This is a genomic window from Bacillus sp. J14TS2 (genome assembly GCF_018333015.1).
Lineage (GTDB): Bacteria > Bacillota > Bacilli > Bacillales > Bacillaceae_C > Lederbergia.
On sequence record NZ_BORE01000003.1, the window covers coordinates 30593 to 52520 of the forward strand.

General features: G+C 38.5%; 19 protein-coding genes and 1 other annotated feature. Of the genes, 13 read left to right on the plus strand and 6 right to left on the minus strand.

The window, feature by feature from the left end:
- Nucleotide 1 precedes the first annotated feature (1 nt).
- The 5 genes from KI375_RS05100 (at nt 2) to KI375_RS05120 (ending at nt 4522) form a co-directional block, all read left to right on the plus strand.
- Nucleotides 2-727 carry a GntR family transcriptional regulator gene (locus KI375_RS05100; protein ID WP_212972460.1) on the plus strand — a complete coding sequence of 242 codons (726 nt, stop codon included), beginning with the start codon at nt 2-4 and terminating at the stop codon, nt 725-727.
- A 193-nt stretch (nt 728-920) separates the two neighbouring features.
- Nucleotides 921-1865 (plus strand): formylglycine-generating enzyme family protein, encoded by a 945-nt coding sequence (locus KI375_RS05105; protein ID WP_212972461.1) that lies wholly within the window; start codon nt 921-923, stop codon nt 1863-1865.
- A 219-nt stretch (nt 1866-2084) separates the two neighbouring features.
- Nucleotides 2085-3224 (plus strand): ROK family transcriptional regulator, encoded by a 1140-nt coding sequence (locus tag KI375_RS05110; RefSeq protein WP_212972462.1) that lies wholly within the window; start codon nt 2085-2087, stop codon nt 3222-3224.
- Between the two features lie 133 nt (nt 3225-3357).
- Entirely contained in the window at nt 3358-3969 is a 612-nt protein-coding gene (locus KI375_RS05115; RefSeq protein WP_244852300.1) for a chromate transporter, read from the plus strand.
- Nucleotides 3970-3982: 13 nt separating this feature from the next.
- Nucleotides 3983-4522: a chromate transporter gene (locus tag KI375_RS05120; RefSeq protein WP_212972463.1), complete on the plus strand. Its 540-nt coding sequence runs from the start codon at nt 3983-3985 to the stop codon at nt 4520-4522.
- A 594-nt stretch (nt 4523-5116) separates the two neighbouring features.
- Here the strand turns inward: KI375_RS05120 and KI375_RS05125 are convergent.
- On the minus strand, nt 5117-5425 hold the full coding sequence (locus tag KI375_RS05125; protein ID WP_212972464.1) for a helix-turn-helix domain-containing protein: 309 nt from the start codon (nt 5423-5425) through the stop codon (nt 5117-5119).
- A gap of 362 nt (nt 5426-5787) precedes the next feature.
- Between KI375_RS05125 and KI375_RS05130 the strand changes: the two genes are divergently transcribed.
- The 6 genes from KI375_RS05130 (at nt 5788) to proS (ending at nt 12981) form a co-directional block, all read left to right on the plus strand.
- Complete coding sequence (locus KI375_RS05130; RefSeq protein ID WP_212972465.1) at nt 5788-6609, plus strand: sugar phosphate isomerase/epimerase family protein; 822 nt, start codon at nt 5788-5790, stop codon at nt 6607-6609.
- Nucleotides 6610-6621: 12 nt separating this feature from the next.
- Complete coding sequence (locus KI375_RS05135; protein WP_212972466.1) at nt 6622-7602, plus strand: Gfo/Idh/MocA family protein; 981 nt, start codon at nt 6622-6624, stop codon at nt 7600-7602.
- A 58-nt stretch (nt 7603-7660) separates the two neighbouring features.
- Nucleotides 7661-8605 (plus strand): carbohydrate ABC transporter permease, encoded by a 945-nt coding sequence (locus KI375_RS05140; protein ID WP_244852302.1) that lies wholly within the window; start codon nt 7661-7663, stop codon nt 8603-8605.
- 33 nt (nt 8606-8638) lie between these two features.
- Entirely contained in the window at nt 8639-9517 is an 879-nt protein-coding gene (locus KI375_RS05145; RefSeq protein WP_212972781.1) for a carbohydrate ABC transporter permease, read from the plus strand.
- 56 nt (nt 9518-9573) lie between these two features.
- A complete protein-coding gene (locus tag KI375_RS05150; RefSeq protein WP_212972467.1) occupies nt 9574-10944 on the plus strand; it encodes an extracellular solute-binding protein in 1371 nt (456 codons plus the stop codon).
- A gap of 347 nt (nt 10945-11291) precedes the next feature.
- Nucleotides 11292-11490 (plus strand) — a binding site (T-box leader).
- Nucleotides 11491-11538: 48 nt separating this feature from the next.
- Nucleotides 11539-12981, plus strand: coding sequence for a proline--tRNA ligase (proS, locus tag KI375_RS05155; RefSeq protein WP_212972468.1), 1443 nt, complete (start codon nt 11539-11541; stop codon nt 12979-12981).
- Nucleotides 12982-13110: 129 nt separating this feature from the next.
- On the opposite strand, the gene KI375_RS05160 is transcribed toward proS, so the two are convergent.
- The 5 genes from KI375_RS05160 to KI375_RS05180 form a co-directional block, all read right to left on the minus strand.
- Nucleotides 13111-14841 (minus strand): methyl-accepting chemotaxis protein, encoded by a 1731-nt coding sequence (locus tag KI375_RS05160; protein ID WP_212972469.1) that lies wholly within the window; start codon nt 14839-14841, stop codon nt 13111-13113.
- 496 nt (nt 14842-15337) lie between these two features.
- Nucleotides 15338-16798, minus strand: coding sequence for a sulfatase family protein (locus KI375_RS05165; protein ID WP_212972470.1), 1461 nt, complete (start codon nt 16796-16798; stop codon nt 15338-15340).
- Between the two features lie 341 nt (nt 16799-17139).
- Complete coding sequence (locus KI375_RS05170) at nt 17140-17820, minus strand: DUF4956 domain-containing protein (protein WP_212972471.1); 681 nt, start codon at nt 17818-17820, stop codon at nt 17140-17142.
- A 30-nt stretch (nt 17821-17850) separates the two neighbouring features.
- Nucleotides 17851-18612: a polyphosphate polymerase domain-containing protein gene (locus KI375_RS05175; protein WP_212972472.1), complete on the minus strand. Its 762-nt coding sequence runs from the start codon at nt 18610-18612 to the stop codon at nt 17851-17853.
- Nucleotides 18613-19425: 813 nt separating this feature from the next.
- Nucleotides 19426-19857 (minus strand): MarR family winged helix-turn-helix transcriptional regulator, encoded by a 432-nt coding sequence (locus KI375_RS05180; protein ID WP_212972473.1) that lies wholly within the window; start codon nt 19855-19857, stop codon nt 19426-19428.
- A 135-nt stretch (nt 19858-19992) separates the two neighbouring features.
- On the opposite strand from KI375_RS05180, the gene KI375_RS05185 reads away from it, so the two are divergent.
- Nucleotides 19993-20448 (plus strand): CBS domain-containing protein, encoded by a 456-nt coding sequence (locus KI375_RS05185; protein WP_212972474.1) that lies wholly within the window; start codon nt 19993-19995, stop codon nt 20446-20448.
- A gap of 155 nt (nt 20449-20603) precedes the next feature.
- The gene (locus KI375_RS05190; RefSeq protein WP_212972475.1) at nt 20604-21842 is read left to right on the plus strand and encodes an MFS transporter; all 1239 of its coding nucleotides are present in this window, start codon (nt 20604-20606) and stop codon (nt 21840-21842) included.
- Nucleotides 21843-21928: the final 86 nt, after the last annotated feature.

The following is a 21928-nucleotide window of genomic DNA, read 5'->3' on the forward strand; positions in this document are numbered from 1 at the left end:
CGTGTTTTCATCCGTGAATATATCCCGGAAAAAGGGACCGTTATATTTACAAATACGTGATACTATGAGAGATCGAATCTTACATGGTGTTTACCCGAAGCAAATGAACATTCCCTCGGAAACGGAATTGGAAAATGAATTTGCTGTAAGTAAAATTACGATCCGCAAAGCAATCGAAGAGCTTGTTCAAGAGGGATATCTTGAAAAGAAAAGTGGGAAGGGCACCAAAGTGATTCGAAACACATTAGCATCCAAATTATCAACTGGCAAACGATTTACAGAATTTCTAGTTGAAGAAGGCTATAAAATTCATAAAAAAGTATTAAAAACAGAGCTTGAACACAATCTTCAGGAGCAAGAGATTGCAAAACAATTAGGGGATTCATGTCTTTATATTGAGCGGCTATACCAGCTAGACGGTGCTCCTTATATTCATTTTAGCCATTACTTATCGAATCAACTTAAGAAACTGGAACTATCCGAGGTTTATGATCATTCTCTATATCAACTTATTACAGAACGAGGGATGTATTTAACTAAATTCCAAGATCAATTTGCTGTTGCCCCTGCCCCAGAATATGTGGAGAAACATTTAGGTGTAGAAAAAGGAACTTCTTTATTAAAGAGAATGCGCTATTCATTTGATGATCAAGGAAATCTGATTGAATACAGTGTAGGGTATTATAACACTGAGGAGCATCATTATATTGTGAATTATGATGGATAAGTTTGTAAATCATGTCTATAAAAAAATGGCAATAAAGCGAGACTGCTGGTGTATTGAAATTATTGTGAAAAGATAAATTTTAAGATATTTAGTAGAGATGATTACTTTGCAGTCTATTAAATCATGTTATAATAAATCAGAATACTATTTTGATAGCGCTGTAAATTAAATCTATTGGTTGGAGGTGCAGGGGATGAAATCCTGTTGTCAAGTCCAAGACCGTAATGGTGAAAAAGTACATTCGACCAATACGGAGATAAAAGAAAAAATTGACTTTTCTAAAGAAAATATGGTCCTTATTGAGGGTGGAGAATTTTTAATGGGGACGGAAGATAAAGAAGGTTTTCCGGCTGATGGTGAAGGGCCGATAAGAAAGGTTCAGCTTGATCCATTTTATATGGACCAATATGCTGTAACAAATGAGCAGTTTGAACAATTTGTAGATGAGACGGGGTATGTGACAGAGGCTGAGCAATTTGGCTGGTCATTCGTTTTTCATTTATTTTTATCAGAAGAAACGTTACAGCAAATATCTCAACGGCCTGTAGGAGTTCCATGGTGGGTTCCTGTAGAAGGGGCTTACTGGCGGCATCCAGAGGGAGCAGATTCAACTATTCAAGACCGAATGAATCACCCTGTTTCCCATATTTCATGGAATGATGCGGAAGCCTACTGCAAATGGAGCGGAAAACGACTGCCAACAGAGGCGGAATGGGAATACGCGGCCCGTGGTGGACTCACTCAAAAGAAATATCCATGGGGGGATGAGCTAATCCTCAATGGCAAGCATCAATGTAATATCTGGCAAGGGAAATTTCCTGTGAAAAACACCAAAGCAGATGGATATATCGGGACTTGCCCAGTGAATAGCTTTTCTCCTAATGGTTATGGATTATATAATATAGTTGGGAATGTATGGGAATGGTGTAACGATTGGTTTAGCCCCCAATATCATTTAGATTCTATTACACATAATCCCACAGGCCCCACTACAGGGACCAATAAGTCCATGCGTGGCGGTTCGTACCTTTGTCACAAGTCCTATTGTAATCGTTATAGAGTCGCCGCCAGGAGCTCTAACACCCCTGACAGCTCCACTGGAAATATCGGTTTCCGATGCGTAGGAGACGTAAACTAACTTTGCTGTGAATATTTAAAAATGAACCTTCAGAGAATGTGTTTGAGCAAGCACAGATTCTGAAGGTTCGTTGTGTTGAGGGAACTCCTTATAAAATTGAATATACAAATGTATAAGTAAAACTTGACACTCCTCAAATATAAAGTACTATCATGTTAATAGCATATAAAGTGAATGGGTTTACACGGTTTTAGATGAGGAGCAGGAGGGGAAAGGGAGATGCGGGATTTTTTAAGCGATAAAAGTGAAAAAAATCAATTTAAAAAGCTTCTGTATAAGTATATTCATAGACAAGGAAGAACATCAAAGGCTGAGTTACTAAAGGAATTTCATGTCCCGAATACAACGATGACGCGGATGTTGGCGGAATTGACAGATCGGAATTTAATTCACCAAGCGGGATTTGGACAACCAACAGGGGGAAGGCCGCCAATATTATATGAAAGCGTTCCAAATGCAGGCTATTTGATCGGCGTAGAAATTGCTCGTACAGATGTGAGGGTGATGCTCCTAAACCTTCATTTTGAAATTATAGATAAGGATCGTTTTCCATTCTTGAAGCAACATACTCCTCAAGTGACAATTGCAAGTATTATCGATATGATTGATTCCCTTATGAACCGTCACCAAATTTTCTCTCTATTAGGAATTGGGATTGGCGCTGTCGGACCGATTGATCGAGAAAATGGTGTCATACTGAATCCTGAATCCTTTCCAGCTGAAGGTTGGAAGGATGTCCAGATTGGAGAAATTTTACATAAAAGGTTTTCGGTTCCTGTTATCTTAAATAATGGGGCCAATACGGGGGCCTTAGCAGAATATTATATCCGCAATGATCATGAAGAAAATATTTTATATTGCATCAGCGGTTATGGTATTCGTTGTGGCTATATTCAAGAAGGCCGCTTATTTAATCAGGAGCAAGGGGATGCCACTTCCTATGAACATATTATCATTGAAGCAGATGGCAGGGACTGCACTTGTGGAAGTAAAGGGTGTTTAAAAGCTTATGTTTCTTTCGAAGCAATGCTGAACCGTTTGGCATCTAAAGGGAGACCTTCAACAATCGATGATTTGTTCAACAGTAAAGAAGCATTAGTGAGAGAAATCATCATGGAATCCGCTCATTATTACGGTATTGGAATTGCTAATATGATCCAGGTATTACACCCGGACACCGTGGTATTACACGGGACATTAATGTACCATGATGCAAAGTACTATGATAAAGTTTTTCAATCCATACAAAAGCATATTGGTTCTCGCCTTAATGGCATCACGATTCGTAAAGGAGTACATGGTGAAAATGCCACAAGCATTGGCGCAGCTATCCAAGTATTTGACCATTTTTTTGAATGAACGAACATCATTATTTTTAAAAAGTAGGATTAATGTGTCTTACTTTTTATTTTTTAACCACTTTAGTCCATTTTGGTATAAAGTATGTTACAATATAGATAACATACGAGAAATACAGAAAGCTGGGAGAAATTTGAAGAATTGGAGATTACTTTTACAATTATTTTGGACTTTTCTTAAAATAGGGCCGATTACATTTGGCGGCGGTTATGCGATGATTCCCATGATTGAACGTGAAGTGGTTGATAAAAGAAAATGGGTGAAAATGGAAGAAGTCTCCGATATGTTTGCACTTGCAGGGACGGCTCCTGGAGCAATTGCAGTAAATGCGGCGACTTTTATTGGACATAAAATTGCTGGAGTGCTTGGGGCAATTGTTGCGATGATCGGTGTGCTTTTGCCAACCTTTCTAATTGTGATGCTATTAAATTTAATTTTTCTTTCGATAAAGGGGAACCCACATGTTGACGCAGCTTTTCAAGGAATTCGAGCAGCGGTTGTGGCCTTAATTGCTTATGCGGCGATTAAAATTGCAAAGACGTCTATTCTAGATGCACCAACTTTTATTTTAATGGTTTTCATGGTTGTGATGATGCTTGTTTTTCATTGGCATCCGATCCTTGTCATTGTTAGTGGTGCCTTACTGGGTATTCTAATCGTAAAGATTAAGGAAGTACTCCATATGCGTCCTCGTCATGATAATAGACCCCCTATTAAAAAACATAATGAAAAAATGAGCTCATAAGGGGAGAAAGAATATGGTGTTACTAGAATTATTTCTTGTTTTTCTTGTAATTGGTGCAGTTTCATTTGGTGGCGGTTATGCGATGATTCCAGTGATTGGAACAGAGGTTACAAGCAGGGGATGGCTGACAACCGCGGAATATACAGATATTGTGGCACTTGCAGGCATGACACCAGGATCGATTGCCTCCAATAGCGCCACTGCAGTTGGTTATCAGGTTGCAGGATTGCCAGGTGCAATTGTCTCTTCTATTGCGATTACTCTGCCTTCCGTGCTAATTGTTCTAATCATTGCGCTATTTTTTTATAAATTAAATCAAAACAAGTGGGTCCAATCTGCTTTCTATGGATTGCGCCCTATTGTGACGAGCCTAATTATCTATGCAGCTATCCATTTTGCAATATCAAATGGTGTGATCGGATTACAGATATCATGGCATATGGTGACCTTGTTCCTAATTTTCATCGCTTCTTTAGTTGCCTTGGCATATTTTAAAATCCATCCAACTGTGGTTATCATTTTTGCGGGAATTATTGGAGTCGTGGTGTTTTAGTAAGATGATTAAAAGGAACCAAACTAAAAATACGAGGCTGGGACAAAACTAAAAAATCGAGTTATAAAACTGAACAATGTATTACCTTAGCGGAGGAAATATATGTAGACTCCAGCGGGAGGAAAGGCATCGGTGAGATCCCGGAGTGCGTAGCACGAGGAAGCTCACCAGCCGCCCGCGGAAAGCGAAGTATATTTCCGGAGCGGGGATATGCATCATATTAGTTCGGTTTTTTCTTTGGTGAAAACACTTTTGTCCCAGCCTCGTTTATAAATTCAATAAACTAGGGCTAAACACCATTCTCCTCAGTATTTCAAGGCACTACAATCTATCATTTCAAGAATATGTAACGAGCTAATCCTCCAATTATTTAATAAATAACTGATGCATATGATTGTTACCATAAAACGGAAAATTACAATTATTAAATAAAACCACGTCCCTTTTTCTAATTTTGTTGATGCGGCAAAGATGTTGGCCAAGAACAGTCATATGATTAGACTAACATTTTGTAAAAAACTCACTTTGGATGCGCTTTCCTTTATTGTCCCCTTATTGTTCCAACATCTGATCTCCCATTACTACAATTGGGTATTATTCCCTATCTTTAACAAAGGTTGCTATAAAGGCTCCTAATAATTTTACTTCTTCATTTGTTAGCTTTTTAGCATCGTTCATTAATTGGATGGTATGTGGAGATAATTCAGATAGATCTCCAAAAAAGTCACCTATGCTAATCTCTAGAGCACTGCAAATGGCTTTCAGTGTGTCAATTGAAGGTTGAGTTTTTCCTTTTTCAATATCAGATAAATAAGGTTGTGAAATAAATGCATTTCTTGCTAGTTCCGTTGCTTTGAGTTTTTTTGATTCTCGCAAATTTCGAATTCGTTTTCCAATATTCATAGTAATTATCACCTATCCTAATTATATAATCTGAGTTGTATGGAAAGAGAGAAACAATAAGGGTGAAAAATAGTAATTAGCTATAAAAATATTGACTTTATAGCCAATAGTTATATAATAGAGGTTAAATCGGGATAGCTACAGAGATTGATTAATATTGAATAGTAAAAGTTAATTTTTTTGCTGGTATGGGGGAGTGAGCTGAGAAAACTCTAAATTAAAAGAAGTTCTCTCCAGATAACTGGTAATGACAACATGATGTATCAATCAGCATTGAAGGAGGTGAACCATAAACTAAAGTGACATGGAGTAGAAAAATCGGCCTGTTGCGTTGTTAAGAAGACTTGGTTAGGAGGATGAGAATGCTAAAGGGGATTAATCAATGGTGTTATCCAGAACAGACCTCATTAGAGAAAGTGTTCGAATATAGCAGAGATGCTGGTTTTCATGCTGTGGAACTAAACCTTTATGAAGCTGATGGAGTCGGACTAACAGTAGAGACAACGAAGGAAGAAGCGTTAAAAATTAAAGCGATTGCAGAGAAATACCGAATAAAGCTTAGAAGCTTATCGACGTCATTACTATGGAAAATGTCTCTTTGTTCGCCTGATGAGCAAATTCGGCAACAAGGTATAAGAGTAGTAGAAAAGATGCTTGAAATTGCGGGTTATATAGGAATGGATACGATTCTCGTGGTTCCCGGCGCAGTTTCTGAGCAGGTTTCCTATGAAGAATGCTACAAAAGAAGTCAAGTCTCCATTAGGGAGATCATCCCAACTGCGGAAAAATATGGTGTGAAAATAGGCATAGAAAATGTGTGGAATAAATTCCTGTTATCTCCACTTGAAATGGCCAGATATATAGATGATTTCGAATCAGATTATGTTGGGGCCTATTTTGACGTTGGGAATGTTTTACAGTTTGGTTATCCGGAACAATGGATACGCTTACTTGGGAGGCGGATATTCAAGGTACATGTGAAAGATTTTAATACAGCTGTAGGGAATGGAGCAGGATTTGTTCCTTTATTAGCTGGTGATGTCAACTGGAGAGCAGTAATAGCTGCATTGAGGGAATTGGGATATGAGGATACTTTAACTGCCGAATTATCTCCCTATTCATTCTGCCCCCATACATTGGCGGATGATACAGCACAGCATTTAGATATTATTTTAAAAAAGTGAGGCGCATTTGAAATGGCAAAAGTTCGTGTTGGATTTGTAGGAGTTGGCGGTATTGCTAATGCTCATTTAAATAATATTTCTCAAAATGAAGATGCTGAAATTGTTGCGGTTTGTGATATTGCGGAAGAAGCAGCTATCAGGCAAGGCGAAAAGTATAAAGCCACAGTCTATACAGACATTGATCAAATGTTGGAAAAGGAAAATATGGATGCTCTATTTATTTGCGTCCCACCATTTGCGCATGGAGATATTGAGGAAAAAGCTGCACAAAAAGGAATTCATTTATTAGTAGAAAAACCGGTAGAATTGGATTTTAAGAGGGCAAAAGAAAAGGCAGAAATCATCGCTCAGTCAGGTGTGATAAACGCATCTGGATATTGTCTCCGTTATCTAGATACTGTGCAAATTGCGAAAGATTATTTACAGGACAAGCAAGTCGCTATGGTGCGTGGACATTACTTAACCTCGTTGGTTCCGACACCTTGGTATCGACTCAAGAATAAGTCGGGCGGGCAATTGGTTGAGCAAGCGACTCATATTCTTGATCTAATGAGTTATCTGTGTGGGGATATAAAACAAATACAAGCCCATATGTCCTTGCAAGTTATGAATGGTATTGAAGAAATGGATATACCAGATGTGACATCCGTAAATGTTCGCTTTGAAACTGGTGCAGTTGGTCATTTAGATAGTTCCATTACTCAACATGATCATAGAATGGGCCTAGAAATTTTGGGACGTAATTTCCGACTTGAGATAGAGGGGACTAGCTTATCTATTTATGAAAAAGAGAGAACGACTACGTATACATCAAAGGTTGATTTTTATGATGTACAAGATCGCGAATTTATTAAAGCGATACAAACAAACAATCAGGAACTCGTTCTTGCTTCTTACCAGGACGGTGTAGAAACTTTAAGCAAAAGTCTTGCGGCAAATGTAGCAAATGAACAAGGAAGTATCGTTACAATGGAAGAGTTTTATAAGGGGTAGATTGTTTTGTAACTCAAGTTCATAGTTCGCCATTATTTTTGAAAGAGGTGACATCGAATTGGCTATTCATTCAGAAGTTTCGCCTAATAAAAAGTTTCAAACAAGGCAAACAAAGAAAAAGTTTTTTACTTCTAAAGATTTGGCAGGATATGTATTTTCTGCACCACTTGTAATAGGGGTTTTGGTATTTGCGATTTATCCTATGGTAGGTGCTTTAATATTAAGTTTTCAAAAATCATCTACCAGCTTTGGTGGGGATTGGGTTGGCTTAGCTAATTATAAGAGCGTTTTCACAGACTCGATATTTTGGAAATCTTTATATAATACTCTGTATATGGGCGTAATATCTGTCATTCTAGGTGTATCTCTATCCTTTATTCTGGCAACATTGATCTATAATGTTCCATGGGTAAGATGGAGGAATTTCTTTAAAGGGGTTTATTTTCTACCCAATGTAGTGTCTCTTGTTGCCACTAGTATATTGTTTCAGTTTTTATTCAATTCGGGCAGTGAAGGATTGCTAAACTATGTTTTAGGACTTATTGGAGTGGAATCAGTCGGATGGTTTACTAATCCAAGTGTTTCAAGATTTAGTATTGTGTTAATGACATTATGGGGAATGCTTGGCTATAACACTATTATTTTCTTAGCGGCACTAACAAGTGTTCCGAGAGATTTATACGAAGCCGCTGAAGTAGATGGGGCCAATTGGTTTAAAAAATGGTATTACATTACGATACCTTACCTAAAACCTATCATTCTTTTCATGGTCATTATGAGTACAATAGGTGCGATGAAAAGGTTTACGGAAGTATGGTTGATTGGTGGTACGGGAGGAAACCCTGCCGGCTCTTTAATGACAGTCGTTTTATATATTTATCGTAACGCCTTCTCAGCTAGTCAAATGGGAATTGCAACAGCCGCATCCTATATCTTGTTTATGTTTATTCTTATTTTGACTGTCATCATGTTGTATTTGAATCGGAAGAATAATTTTGAATAGAGAGGGGTGGAGGTTTTGAGTAATCCAGTCGGTATGCCCAATGTACATGTTGGAGATCAAAACTTTAAATACAACTCAAAGAAAAGGACGAAACTAGTAAGTAATATAATCATTTCAAGTATTCTTCTAATAGGGTCCGTTATAATGATTATCCCATTTGTCTGGATGCTATTGACCAGCTTTGATTGGGGAGCTAGATTAAGTATTCCCTACCCACCCAGATTTTGGCCAAAGGAATTTTCATTTAAAACGTACCAACTTGCATTTACAAATATGCCAATGATCAAATATATGATTAACTCTTTGATCATTTCAATTGGAGTTATTTTTGTTAGTTTAATGTCAGCGCTTTTATCGGGTTATGCCATCTCCAAGCTAAAATTTAAAGGATCGATGGTGGTGCTTGTATTAGCGTTAAGTACGATGATGATTCCTTTCGAAATGACAATGATTCCTCAATATTTACTTTTTGCAAAAATTCACTTATTAGATACGTATTGGGCTTTTTTTTTACCGGCTCTTAACTATGCATTCGGTACTTTTTTAGCAAAGGCGTTCATTGATCAAACTCCTTCTAGTTTACGAGAAGCGGCGATTATAGATGGGGCGGGAGAATTTAAAGTATTTTTTAGTGTTTTTCTTCCATTATGTATTCCGATTGTAGCTACCATGGCGATCCTGCAATTTTTAGCTGTATGGAATGATTTACTATGGCCATTACTTGCCTTAAAAACACCGGATAAATATACTATTCAGCTTGGTTTAGCTATGTTCCGTGTTAATAAAACAGCGCCATTGCCGTCCATCATCATGGCAGCAACAACCGTTAGTTTAATTCCTGTTGTGACATTATATTTATTTCTTCAACGCTATATCGTAGAAAGCATCGCGTTGTCTGGTGTGAAGCAATAAATGAAATGATGTAATTCGTTTAGCCAAAAAGTATATTAAAATGGGAGGTCTTCTAAATGAAGAAAATCTTTTCAATATTAATCACTACACTGTTAGTTGCTGCTTTAGCCGCCTGTTCTTCCTCGACTAAGGGAGGAAAGGATACAAGCAATATTGAAGTAGTTTCTGATATGGAAGGAACAGTCCGCGTATCAGTGGCTGGATGGCCGCTTGAAGATGGAATTGATCCTATTACCGGGAAAGAAACAATCGGTTTTGAAGAATATTTAAAAAATGAATTTGAACCAAGATACCCTAATATCGAATTGGAAATATACCAAGTCCCTTGGGATAATGCCCAAGCCAAACAAACAGCTATGTTACAATCGAAAGATGTGGACCTTATTTATTCAGGAGGAGCCTTTGGAGCCCAATGGATGGAGCAAGGTTTACTTAGAGGGATTGAAGATTTAATTGAAGATGATTCCGAATTTGATGAAAGTATCTACCTTGCAGGAATATGGGAAAATTCCTATAGTACGGTTAGTTATGATGGAGAGCGATTTGGTCTTCCATCTGTATTAGGAAAACGCGTTACTGTATATGATAAACAACTTTTTGAAGAGTGGGGAGTGGAACCATTATCGGAAAATCCATCTCCAGAGGAAATATTGGAGAAAGCACAACAAATGACAGGGGAGAATCCAGTAACCGGCGAAAAAAATTATGGGCTGTATTTTAGTGGAAAATCCCTAAATGCTTCTACCTTTGTAGCACTCACACATGCCTTTGGAGCAGAAGGTGCAACGGGATCCTTAGATGATTTGAAGAACATCGAATGGAAATTGGATACACCCGAAATGGTGAAAGTAATGGAATGGCTTGCTAAAGCTTCTCAATATCCCCCAATCGATTTTTTAAATGAAAAAGGAAATGAAAATTTCGGAACAGAAATGAATAATATAGGCATTGCCCTTGATGATGCTGGTGGCCCAATAATGGGAGAATACTTGGCAAATGATAATAAAGAAATATTAGACCGTTATGAAGCAGTATTGAATTTAGGTCCGAATGGGGAAGGATGGGTAGCGATGGACCCATTTGTTATGGCTAAAGATGCACAAGATGTAGAAGCAGCTTGGGAAGTAATGAAGTTTCTAACTGGGTATGAAACCCAAAAATGGAATTATGATAACTATTCAGCAACTCCAACCTTAGCTGATGCTGACTTTGTTCCCAAAGAAGATAAGTTTTCGCAAAAAGCGATGGAGATTGCAGACGTTTCACCTTCAGTTCTGATGGATGAAGCAAACCCATTCTTTAGTAGTGAGATTGTTCCAGCTATAAACGGATTCATCAGTAATGCAGCTAATGGAAAAACACCGGATATTGAAAAATTTCTAAGCGATTTACAAAAACGTGCAGAAAAATGGTCGGCCAATCAATAACAAAATTCGTTAAAGATTGAATCAAAACGAAAAGATGGGGCTGTCCAATAAGTCGTCAACAACGAAAAAAGAAGGAAGAATTCTCCTTCTTTTTTATGAGTAAATGCTAAGAGAATCGCCAAAAAAGGTACATTTCGTCGGGAATAGCATTAGCTGAAGGACCCCATAGCTCACGAATTTGCGAGGAGGCTAAGGCGCCCGCGGCAAGGAAGGCTTTTGGCGATTTTCGGCTTTTGGGACAGTTCCATCTCTTGTATTTGCATTCTTTGGCTGGAAAAGCCATAATTTAATATTCTGTAGTTCAGTAAATTTAAGTTATCTGTTATAATATATTCATTTATATATGATAAAAAACAGTGATAAGGATTAGTATAATTTGCTATCTTTTTTAGAGAGGAAATGGGTGGTGCGAATTTCCAAGATACAAATTAGAACCTGCCTTGGAGTTCGCCGATGTGTGCGGTTTTGGCCGTTATCCAATTGAGTGTGCATGTTTTTGTTGATCAATGTAAATAAAGGTGGTACCACCGGTCCCCGGTCCTTTTTGGATGGGGGCCTTTTTGTGGTTTCACAAAAAAATTAGAGGTGTAGAAGATGGGAAAAAAGAATAATAAGCAATTTGTAGAAAAGATTACAGCGATGGAAGAGGATTTTGCGCAATGGTATACAGATGTTGTGAAACAGGCCAATCTCATCGATTATGGGCCAGTTCGTGGAACGATGATTATTAAACCAGATGGATTTGCAATTTGGGAACGCATTCGTGATGAGTTAGACAGACAAATAAAAGCGACAGGTCATGCAAATGTCTCTTTTCCTTTATTTATTCCAGAGAGCCTGCTGCAAAAGGAAAAAGATCATGTAGAGGGATTTGCGCCTGAGGTGGCCTGGGTTACACATGGTGGTGAAAATGAATTAAGTGAACGATTGGTTGTGCGCCCAACCTCTGAGGCTCTGTTTTGTGAATATTATTCAAAAAATATTCATTCTTATCGTGATTTGCCTATGCTCTATAATCAATGGAGTAATGTAGTACGCTGGGAAAAAACGACACGTCCTTTTTTGCGGTCATTGGAATTTTTATGGCAGGAAGGACACACAGCACATGCAACATATGAGAAGGCCGCGGAAGAAACAACAAGAATGTTGAATGTTTATACAGATGTGCTTGAAAACTATCTAGCCATTCCCGTTCTCCGTGGTCGAAAAACTGAAAAGGAAAAGTTTGCTGGTGCTGATTATACACTCACGATTGAAAGTATGATGCATGATGGGAAAGCCTTGCAATCGGGTACTTCTCATCATTTTGGCTCAGGTTTTGCTAAAGCCTTTGATATCACTTATTTGGATGAAAAGGGGGAAAGCCGATTTGTCTATCAAACCTCTTGGGGAATTACTACCCGTTTGATTGGTGCACTAATCATGGTTCATGGCGATAATCGCGGTTTGGTTTTACCGCCAAAAATTGCTCCAACACAAGCGATTATTATTCCCATTGCTCAACATAAAGAAGGAGTTCTAGATCAAGCCTATGCCTTGCATGATCAATTAAAAGGTTTTGTTCGCGTAGGAATGGATGCAAGTGAAAAGTCGCCAGGCTGGAAATTTAACGAATGTGAAATGAAGGGGATTCCTGTCCGAATTGAAATGGGACCAAAAGATATTGAAAAAAATCAAGTTGTCCTTGTTCGGCGTGATACGGGAGAAAAGGAATTTGTCAATTTAGCTGATTTAGAAGCCCGTTTACCGATCTTAATGGAGGAAATTCAAGAGAACCTCTTTAATCGTGCACTTCTCCTTCGTGAGGAGAAAACATCCATTGCTACGACAATGGAGGAATTTAAACATATTCTTGAAAAAAATCCTGGTTTCATTAAAGCAATGTGGTGTGGAGATCGTGATTGTGAAGAGAGAATAAAAGAAGAAACCCAGGCTACATCAAGGTGTATCCCTTTTGAACAAGAGAAAGTGGCAGATAATTGTATATGCTGTGGGAAAGAAGCAAAAGAAATGGTCTATTGGGCGAAAGCATATTAAAGGATTTAGCAGTTTTTGCATACAGGCAGGTTTTTTGATGGCAAAAGATCACTAGGGTTGAAACTCCACAATGAAAAGATGAAGGGGGGAAATCTCTCCTTTCATCCTTTCATTAAAGATATGCTTTTCTCAAATCTCCGATTCTAATTGCGTTAGCAATGTAAGCACAAGCTCTGAATAGTTTAGGACTTGCTCAAATGCCTTTTGCGATGCTGATAGATCACCCTGTTCATATAATGAAACGGCTTGTTTGGCATAATAGTGGACGGCTTTATGAGGCTTCTCTAATTGCTTAAAGGCAGGCATGTCCTTCACTTTTGAAGATAAATCTCCATAGTACCATTGGCCAAGTCGGCATGTTTCGTGTGATGTCACTTGCTGGGAATTAAGTGTTTCTAATCCTAGCAGCATATTATAGATCTTCCATTTCCAAAGAAGGTGATCTGTTTTTGCCACCTTAATGACGTCTTTTGAATTTAAACGAATATTTGTTGAAAAAAAAGTGTTTCGATATTCTTCCATTTGTCTACTTAAATCAAAAATAACTTTAGCCGTCTGATTCGCAATGGCTTGTGAACTCTTGCTTAAATCAAAAATAATCGAGTTGCGTTGTGCAATTTCATCAACAGCTGACGTTTGTTCCTCTGACATTGCTGCGATTTGTGATGTCGCTTGATTAATTCCTTGCATGGCGAACACGATCTTGTTTAGTGCTTCATCCGCCACTTTGGCCCCCGTTACGCTTTTCTTAATCAAAGCCTCTGTATTGTTCATTTGTTTCGTTACGAGGGTTGAGACATGTTGTAATGATTGCATATGCTCCGCTATTTGTAATGTTTGTTCCTTTGTATGCTCTGCTAGCTTCCTTACTTCATTCGCTACTACAGCAAATCCTTTTCCATTTTCTCCTGCCCGTGCAGCCTCGATACTTGCATTTAAGGCGAGCAAGTTGGTTTGATCTGTGATTTGCTTGATCACTTCAACAATTTCATGCGTTTTCTCAATCTCGTGGTTAAGCTGATCGACTTGATGTACCACCTGATTATAGACTTGCCCCACTTGTTCAATATCTACCATTGTTTCATGAACATTTTGTTTGCCTTGTTCCGCAAATTGAACGGCTTCATCTGTTCCTTCAGCCACCTTGGTTGAATGATTGGCGACTTCTAGAATAGAAGCACTGATTTCTTCTGTTGCACTTGAAACACTATAGCTTTCCTCATTCATATTATCCATCTCTGCGATTAATTGTTTTGAAGTATCTAGCTGCGTGGTGTAGTTTAATGTATCGGAAATGCCAAACAAAAAGGCTTTAAACGTTTCTTCCATATAAACTTCAACGATGAGTTGCTGATCAAATGCTGCTAATTTTTGAATGGAAAGGACAGTATTGATCATCTGATTTGGCTGACTGTACAATTTTTCCATCAGAATAGAAGTCATAATTTGTATCAACAGATGGTGGGCGGAAATAAAATGCTCAGCAGTCAAATGAATGCGACTATGTACTTGACCAATTACAATTCTTGTCTCGATATATTCTTTATTTACCTCTGCATCCAAAAATTGATCTAAATATTTCTCCATCGTTTTTCTTAAACGCTCAACGGTTGAATGTTGGACAATGATGCCTTGTAAATGATCAACAGACGTAATCCGGTCGTAAAATTGATTAACTATTTCATTTTTATAGGGTGAAAGAATGGGAGACGCCTCACGAATAGCGACTAAATTTTCTTGTTTGATATTCATAAAAGTCAGTCGCTCCTTTATTCGCTTCCCTACACCGGCAATATCAGTTTGATCAGAATGATTGAGATATTCTTCCCATGTTTTTGTTTTTTTTGTGAAAAGCTTCATTGTTTGCTCTTCCTCCACTATGTGCATTTTTTAATTTAGAGCTTCAAGTTTGAGCTTTCAAAAAACAATAGGTACTACTAGCAGATCTCAATCTTTTTCCTTACTAAGTATAGATATCGCAGGAGATCCCGCCTCTACTTCAGCCCGTAAAATTAGCTCCTATCATGAACGGATGAGTAAATCTATTTTTTTATGAAAGCTCGTTTTTGCAGAAATAAGTCATTATGAAAAGGCTTCTCTTATTTTCAATTTTAAAAAATATCCATATAGGAAAAAATACCGACGTTAGATTGAATAGGTCGGTGTACTACTGGCTTCCATTAGGATATTGCAGTCAATAATATTTAATTATAGGTCTTGTTAATTATATACTTTTAACCTATGGGTGTCTAGGACAATAGGGAGATGCCTGGCACCTCCCTATTCCTGTCTGTTTATGCCAAATGGTTTATTCGGCGAAACATGACATGTTCAGGGTTGTACCAGGCACTCCTTTTTATTCGAATTCACGTGGATGGCGTTTTTTTAGTTCTGGAATGGCATGTCCTCTTCCGGTTGCTTCTAATCTCTTTACGTAATGTTTCAGATTGCCTTTTGCATGAAGGGGTCCGCCTTCCTTCATGACTGTCCATAGTGGGTCAACATCATGATCCATTGTACTCATCATGTCATCATGCCATTCGTTTAGATAGTAAACAGCTTCTCGACAAAGATCAGGATTTTCAGATGCTATATCATGCTGTTCGAAGGGATCTTCTTTCAGATTGTATAGCATTTCTTTAGGGAATAGATGATACCCGTCATGATAGGAGCGAATGTATAACCAGTCTCCGAATCTAACAGACCTTTGACATACATGGGCACATTGCGACACTACTAAATAATCGCGACCAGTTGATTCTCCTTTTTTTAGAGCAGCAGCATAGCTTTGTCCATCCCATCTTTCGGCAGGCTCTACATCAATTAATTCCGCAATCGTTGGCGGAAGATCAAGATGGTAATGGAAATCATTATCCACATGCCCCGATTTTAGACCAGGCCAACGAATGATCATAGGAATATGGCATGTTCCTTGATCAGCTGTTCCATGTTCTCCATAGATGCCCAATTCTCCCATATTTTCGCCATGATCCGCTGTGATGATTATGATCACTTCTTCCATAACGCCTTGTTTCTCTAATTGTTCAAAAATCATCCCAATATGATCATCGAGATACTTTACTCCGCAATCATAACCATCAATCATTTTTCGCATATCATCCATATTTTTAATTTCACCAGGATAACGAGGATATTCTGGATCTGTGGTATTGTTAAACATATTGATTTCATGAACACTATGAGGCCCAATTTTCTCCTTTTGCTTTTCTAAAACTTCATCGGTAATCCAGGTAGGAAGAGGCTCATCCTTGAACGGATTTCCAAATGATTCAGGTGCCCTATATGGAGTGTGAGGATCCCAATAATTAACGTATAAAAACCAGTCTTCATTTTCTCCATTTCGCTCCAACCAATCCAATACAACAGGTGTCACTTCTTCAGCTGATTCCATTCCACCTTTTCCCGTGTTATACATCTCATTAAAGCCAGCATAGAAAGTATAGGAAGAATGTCTTTCCGCAAAGGGGCTAATTAACGATGTTTTCATCCCTTTGCGTCGAAACACATTAGGGAAATTTTCGAAAGAGAGTTTATCACGAAATCCGCGTTCCTCTCCATCATGACGCACATCTGCAGCTGCACCCCCATGGTTTACGACACCATTATGAATTCCAAAACGGCCAGTCATCAAAGCGGTTCGTGAAGGAAAACAAGGAGCATCAGATGTATAATAATTGGTAAATCGAACTCCTTCAGCTGCAATCTTATCAATGTTTGGTGAAGTATGACGGTGATAGCCATAACAACCTAAATGTGCTGGATTAGTAGAATCTAAATCTAATAATAATACTTTCATGAAAGACTCTCCTTACTATTTAATATTAAAAAAAGCTACATACCGCTTGTAAAAGAAGGCGATTACACTTCGCCTCTTTCTATGTATTATAGGATGATCAACGGAGGGGGGTCCATGTATAATTCTCTGATTTATAGTAGAATATTGTACTGTTTACGAGGATTTTTTTTGTGAATTTATATGGGGGAGGGCCTTTGCATCAATCAAAAAAGAGTGCTAAGGCCCCATTCAATGCTCACGAGAAGCTTTTAATTTTTTATCCCGGTGCAACCGTCCGTAAGCCACTAAGAGATCTCAAAGAAGTCTAAGTGGAGGATAATGGACGCTAACACCCCGCTTTATTAATTTGCACTTTCTAAATAAGTGATCGAAACTTTCAGGTTGGCATTTTTTTCGCGAATTCGATCAAGGAGCTCTTTGTCATTAGTTGTGTCTTTGCTGCGAATGGCGTATGTGTATAAAATCATGGTTCCGAGATTAGTTGTTTCTACTTGTCTGAGTGTATGACTCAGTGTATAGTGTTGAAAAATATCAACGAGTAAGTTTTCATGATTTAAGTTTTCCGGGACGGTGACTTTTAAAATCTGCGTATCTTTGCCTTTTCCATATTGCATTTTATAAAGCAGATAAAAGATGAAACTAGCAAAGAGGGTAAGCATAATCGCTAAACCGAATTGGAAGAGACCTGCTGTCATGCCGACACAAAGGCCAAAAAAGATATAAGCGATATCCTTTGCATCTGTTACAGCACTACGGAAGCGTATCAATGAAAAGACCGCAAATAGGCCAAAGGCAACACCAGCATTTCCACTCACAACATTCATGACGACAGACACGACAACACTCATCATGATAATTGTATGAACGAATGATTGCGAATACCTTTCACCTGTAAAGGTGATTTGATAAACCTTGGTAATTAATAAACTGAGTATAAGGGCAAGTGCCATTGCAACCAAACTCATCCAAATGTTTGTTTCTGCTAAGCTTTCCAACGTGAATAAATTCTCTATAAAATCCATTGTATATTCCTCCACCTTTTTCCTTTTTCTTTATATGGCATCAACGAGAATTTTCTCCTGCTCAATACCATTTGGTAACTCTTCACCTTTTAAACATTCTAAGCTTGTACAAAACTTGGAAGCACTGCGTTGTTCACATCTTAAATCTTGCAAAATACGCGTAAGCCATAGAGGAATACTGTGGCTTACCTTTACCTCTAGGACTACTAAGTTTTGAGCAATAAAATGTTCCCCAAAGGGGCCATGTTCAATCTGTAAATCATGATTTCGACAACGTAAATTTAAATCAAACGTCACACGTAAATCGGGATCCTCGATATGATGTAAAGCATGCCGGTCATAGCTTACAACCATTTCTGGGCGGAGTTCGTATAATGTTCGATAATGATCAATTTCTCGAAAAACTTGTAAGTTTGATGTCATGTAATCTTCTAGGGACTCAGGTGTTTCTCCAGATAAATACCGATAAGCTTCTGATAAAGGCAGGACCATTCTTCGTTTATTTACTACCTTTTTATGCTTTTGTTTAATCTCAAAAAAGGCGTTTCCATCTAAATTAGTATCATCATAAATCCGTAACCGAAGCTTTTGGCGAAACCTTAATTTGTTTTTTGTCTCAAAATAAATCCTGTTATCAGGACTTTCAAAATATAATGTAGTAATCGTATACTGGCCTGCACTACCATTCCGATCTGGTCGCATAAAAGGCATCATTCGTTTCACCAATTCCTGATATTGATCGTGGGTGATCAAATATTTCTGCTCTCTCCTTCTAAAAATTTCAATGGCCATGTTGTCATCTCCTTCATGTCAATACTTGTATAGTACTCAATGAATCTTAAAATATAATTGAAGCTAGATTAGAATTGTATGAGAAAGTGCTGAGGGAAAAAATAGTCTCAATAAGAAAAGCGCAAGTCGACAAGTAAATAAGCTGCTCCAAAGAAGGGCGTTCTTTGGAGCAGCTTATTATGCAGAACATCGGCTAAGTTCCAACCCCCAACGTTCTGCCTGCACGAGTAGATCCTGTAGCAACCGTTCCTGTGAGCCTCAAGTCAATGGCGCTAGGAGCTAGACAAAGGCACCCAACATCATGCGAATGATTCACAAGCTGCGATTTTATGATTTTCAAACCGGATCAAAAATCGCCACATCGATTACTTGATGTGACGATTTTTGATCCGGTCCGTAAGGCCCTGATTCACGATAATGACTAAGTAGGAGATAACGGACACTAACACCTGCTTTATGAAAAAATAGGTGATCGTTTATCCCACATTAACTGGCTGTAAAACCCCCAATTCAAAAATTCTTGAAAAAACCTAGAATTGTAAGTGGAGGATCAACAGCCAGTAAAAGCCCGATTTGTTCAGGCCTGCAGGACGTAGGTCACAAAGGCGTTGCGATGTACAGGACGTACTAGTGCGGGCGAAACGACAGGATGTCGTGCTTTAAGCCTGCCGGCAGGATGTTGCGAATTTAGGCCAACAGGACGTTGGTCAGAACAGCGTTGCGCCAGGACGGCGCGAATTTAGCTGTTCATCCACTTGATCCTTACTAATCAGGGAGGGATGAAGGAAAACCCCCACTGATTGAAGTTTCACTTTATGGTTTGTCTTTTTCAATGATTGTTTGATTATACTTTTTCAATAAATGGCCAAAAGTTAGTTTGTCCTCTTCAGACCAATCCGATAACACCTCAGATAGTCGATCATATCTTCTTTCTTTATTATCATCTAATTCCTTAATGCCTAGATTGGTAATCCTATAAAAGTAGGAGCGTCCATCTTTAGGGTTTGGCATTTTCTCGATATATTCTTTTTGTTCAAGGGCTGCTGCCTGTCTGCTAATGGTGGAAATATCTAATTTTAGCTGTTCTGATAAAGACTTCACTCCAGCCGGACCAGCGACAGATAATTGCCTTAATAAGACATAGGCAGAGCGCTCAAGCATGTCATTGCGTTTTTCGGTTATGACAATGCGGCGAATAAATAAACTGACTTCTTCTTCTATTATTTTGATCGCATCTTTATCCATTTATGACACCTCACTATTATCCTAGCGACAAACTCAAGCTTGTGCAAGTTCCGAAATTTTTTAGACAAATATTTAGTTGTATGGTACAATCAACTATATTGTTTTTTAATTTATCAATGATGGGAGGAATGAGAAATGAAAGCTCAAGATGTTATGATACACGATGTTTATCATGTGACAGAAACGGATTCTATTCGTACAGTGATTCAACAATTTATTACCCATGGAATTAGTGGGTTACCTGTAGTAAATGATCAGAAAGAATTAATTGCCTATATAAGTGATGGCGACATTATGCGATATATTGGAAAACATAAGGACATTGTCGTTGATTCCTTATATTTCGTGAATGTCGTGGAAGGCGACAAAGAAGGATTTTTGGAAAAAGTGGAACAGGTACTGGATTTACCGGTTCTCAATATTGCGAAGAAAAAGGTAATCAAAGTAGCATGGGATGAAGAGGTCGAAAATATAGCCACTATTCTAGGGAAAAGAAAAATAAAAAAGCTACCCGTTGAAAAAGATGGGAAATTGATTGGGATCGTCAGCCGTGGGGATGTGATTCGCCATACATTTAAAAATTTTCTCTGATTTGATCACCGTACTTGGGGTGATGTGCAAAAATTTGAGCACATACAAGCGGAATGAAAATTTTAAAATGTGCACGATCATAAGAGGATTCATTAGTGGTCTTAAAGATATCTGAATGATCTTAGAGTATTAAAAAAATAGAATGGAGAAGATGTATGTCACAAGATGTTACAACTGCTGCGAAAGTAGTGAATCAGTCGATACAGGAAGAGGGAAGTATTTTGAAGCAGCCGAAAGCAGTATGGGCTGTCTTTTTTGCGAGTATTATTGCTTTTATGGGATTAGGTTTGGTTGATCCAATATTACCGGCCATCGCAAACCAATTGGATGCATCCCAAAGTGAGACAACGTTGCTTTTTACAAGCTATAATGCGGTCATGGCGGTTGCTATGCTTGTAACAGGTACTATATCTTCAAAGCTAGGGATGAAAGGCACACTACTTAGTGGGATTGTCATCATTGCTTTATTTGCTGGATTATGTGGAGTATCGAACGATATTTGGTCACTTGTAGCCTTAAGAGGTGGCTGGGGACTTGGGAATGCCTTATTTGTCGCTACAGCATTAACGGCGATTGTCACATTGGCAACAGGTGGAAATGCAAAAGCAATTATATTATATGAAGCTGCAATTGGATTAGGAATTTCTGTTGGTCCATTACTAGGAGGATGGCTAGGGGCGATGTCATGGAGAGGTCCCTTTCTTGGGGTAGCTGTTTTAATGGTCATCGCTTTTATAGGATTATCGATTTTAATGCCTAAAGCAAGTGGGACAACGAAGGGTGCTAAACCAAAGACTTCTATATTGGATCCATTTCGGGCATTGAAACATCGTTCTTTATTAGTCTTTGGGATTACAGCAGCCCTATATAACTTTGGCTTTTTTACCTTACTAGCGTATGCCCCATTTGTATTAGGCTTAGATGAACATGGATTAGGTTTTGTCTTTTTAGGTTGGGGGCTACTACTAGCTATTACATCAGTCTTTATGGCACCAAAAATCCAGCAATGGTTTGGCACAGTTAAATCCATGTGTTTGATGCTAGGCTTATTTGGAATCGTCCTTCTAGCCATGGGACTTTGGACTTCCCAGCAGTGGCTAGTAATCTCAGCCGTTGTAATCTCAGGCGCACTACTAGGAAATAACAATACACTAATTACAACAGCAGTCATGAACGCCACAACAGTTGAACGCTCCACAGCCTCTGCCGCCTACAGCTTTCTTCGATTCATCGGAGCAGCGATCGCTCCATTCTTGGCAGGAAAACTATCGGAAATCTTTAACCCTAGCACCCCCTTCATCGTCGGCGCCATCTTCGTCTTCATCTCAGTATTAGTCGTATGGGCCAACCACATCCATGTAAAACATGTTGATGACGTAGAAACAGGACACTAATTCGGGGACAGTCCCCCGCTCTGTTAAAATGTTAAAGTTTTTATGAAGGGGACAACAATAAAGAAAGTTGAAAAACCGAAGTCAGA

Coding starts and splice junctions, on each gene's coding strand:
- KI375_RS05165 (WP_212972470.1), bottom strand. CDS start 16,798: ATGAAAGTATTATTATTAGATTTAGATTCTACTAATCCAGCACATTTA.
- KI375_RS05160 (WP_212972469.1), bottom strand. CDS start 14,841: ATGAAGCTTTTCACAAAAAAAACAAAAACATGGGAAGAATATCTCAAT.
- KI375_RS05110 (WP_212972462.1), top strand. CDS start 2,085: ATGCGGGATTTTTTAAGCGATAAAAGTGAAAAAAATCAATTTAAAAAG.
- KI375_RS05125 (WP_212972464.1), bottom strand. CDS start 5,425: ATGAATATTGGAAAACGAATTCGAAATTTGCGAGAATCAAAAAAACTC.
- KI375_RS05150 (WP_212972467.1), top strand. CDS start 9,574: ATGAAGAAAATCTTTTCAATATTAATCACTACACTGTTAGTTGCTGCT.
- KI375_RS05190 (WP_212972475.1), top strand. CDS start 20,604: ATGTCACAAGATGTTACAACTGCTGCGAAAGTAGTGAATCAGTCGATA.
- KI375_RS05120 (WP_212972463.1), top strand. CDS start 3,983: ATGGTGTTACTAGAATTATTTCTTGTTTTTCTTGTAATTGGTGCAGTT.
- KI375_RS05170 (WP_212972471.1), bottom strand. CDS start 17,820: ATGGATTTTATAGAGAATTTATTCACGTTGGAAAGCTTAGCAGAAACA.
- KI375_RS05180 (WP_212972473.1), bottom strand. CDS start 19,857: ATGGATAAAGATGCGATCAAAATAATAGAAGAAGAAGTCAGTTTATTT.
- KI375_RS05185 (WP_212972474.1), top strand. CDS start 19,993: ATGAAAGCTCAAGATGTTATGATACACGATGTTTATCATGTGACAGAA.
- KI375_RS05135 (WP_212972466.1), top strand. CDS start 6,622: ATGGCAAAAGTTCGTGTTGGATTTGTAGGAGTTGGCGGTATTGCTAAT.
- KI375_RS05105 (WP_212972461.1), top strand. CDS start 921: ATGAAATCCTGTTGTCAAGTCCAAGACCGTAATGGTGAAAAAGTACAT.
- KI375_RS05130 (WP_212972465.1), top strand. CDS start 5,788: ATGCTAAAGGGGATTAATCAATGGTGTTATCCAGAACAGACCTCATTA.
- proS (WP_212972468.1), top strand. CDS start 11,539: ATGGGAAAAAAGAATAATAAGCAATTTGTAGAAAAGATTACAGCGATG.
- KI375_RS05145 (WP_212972781.1), top strand. CDS start 8,639: ATGCCCAATGTACATGTTGGAGATCAAAACTTTAAATACAACTCAAAG.
- KI375_RS05175 (WP_212972472.1), bottom strand. CDS start 18,612: ATGGCCATTGAAATTTTTAGAAGGAGAGAGCAGAAATATTTGATCACC.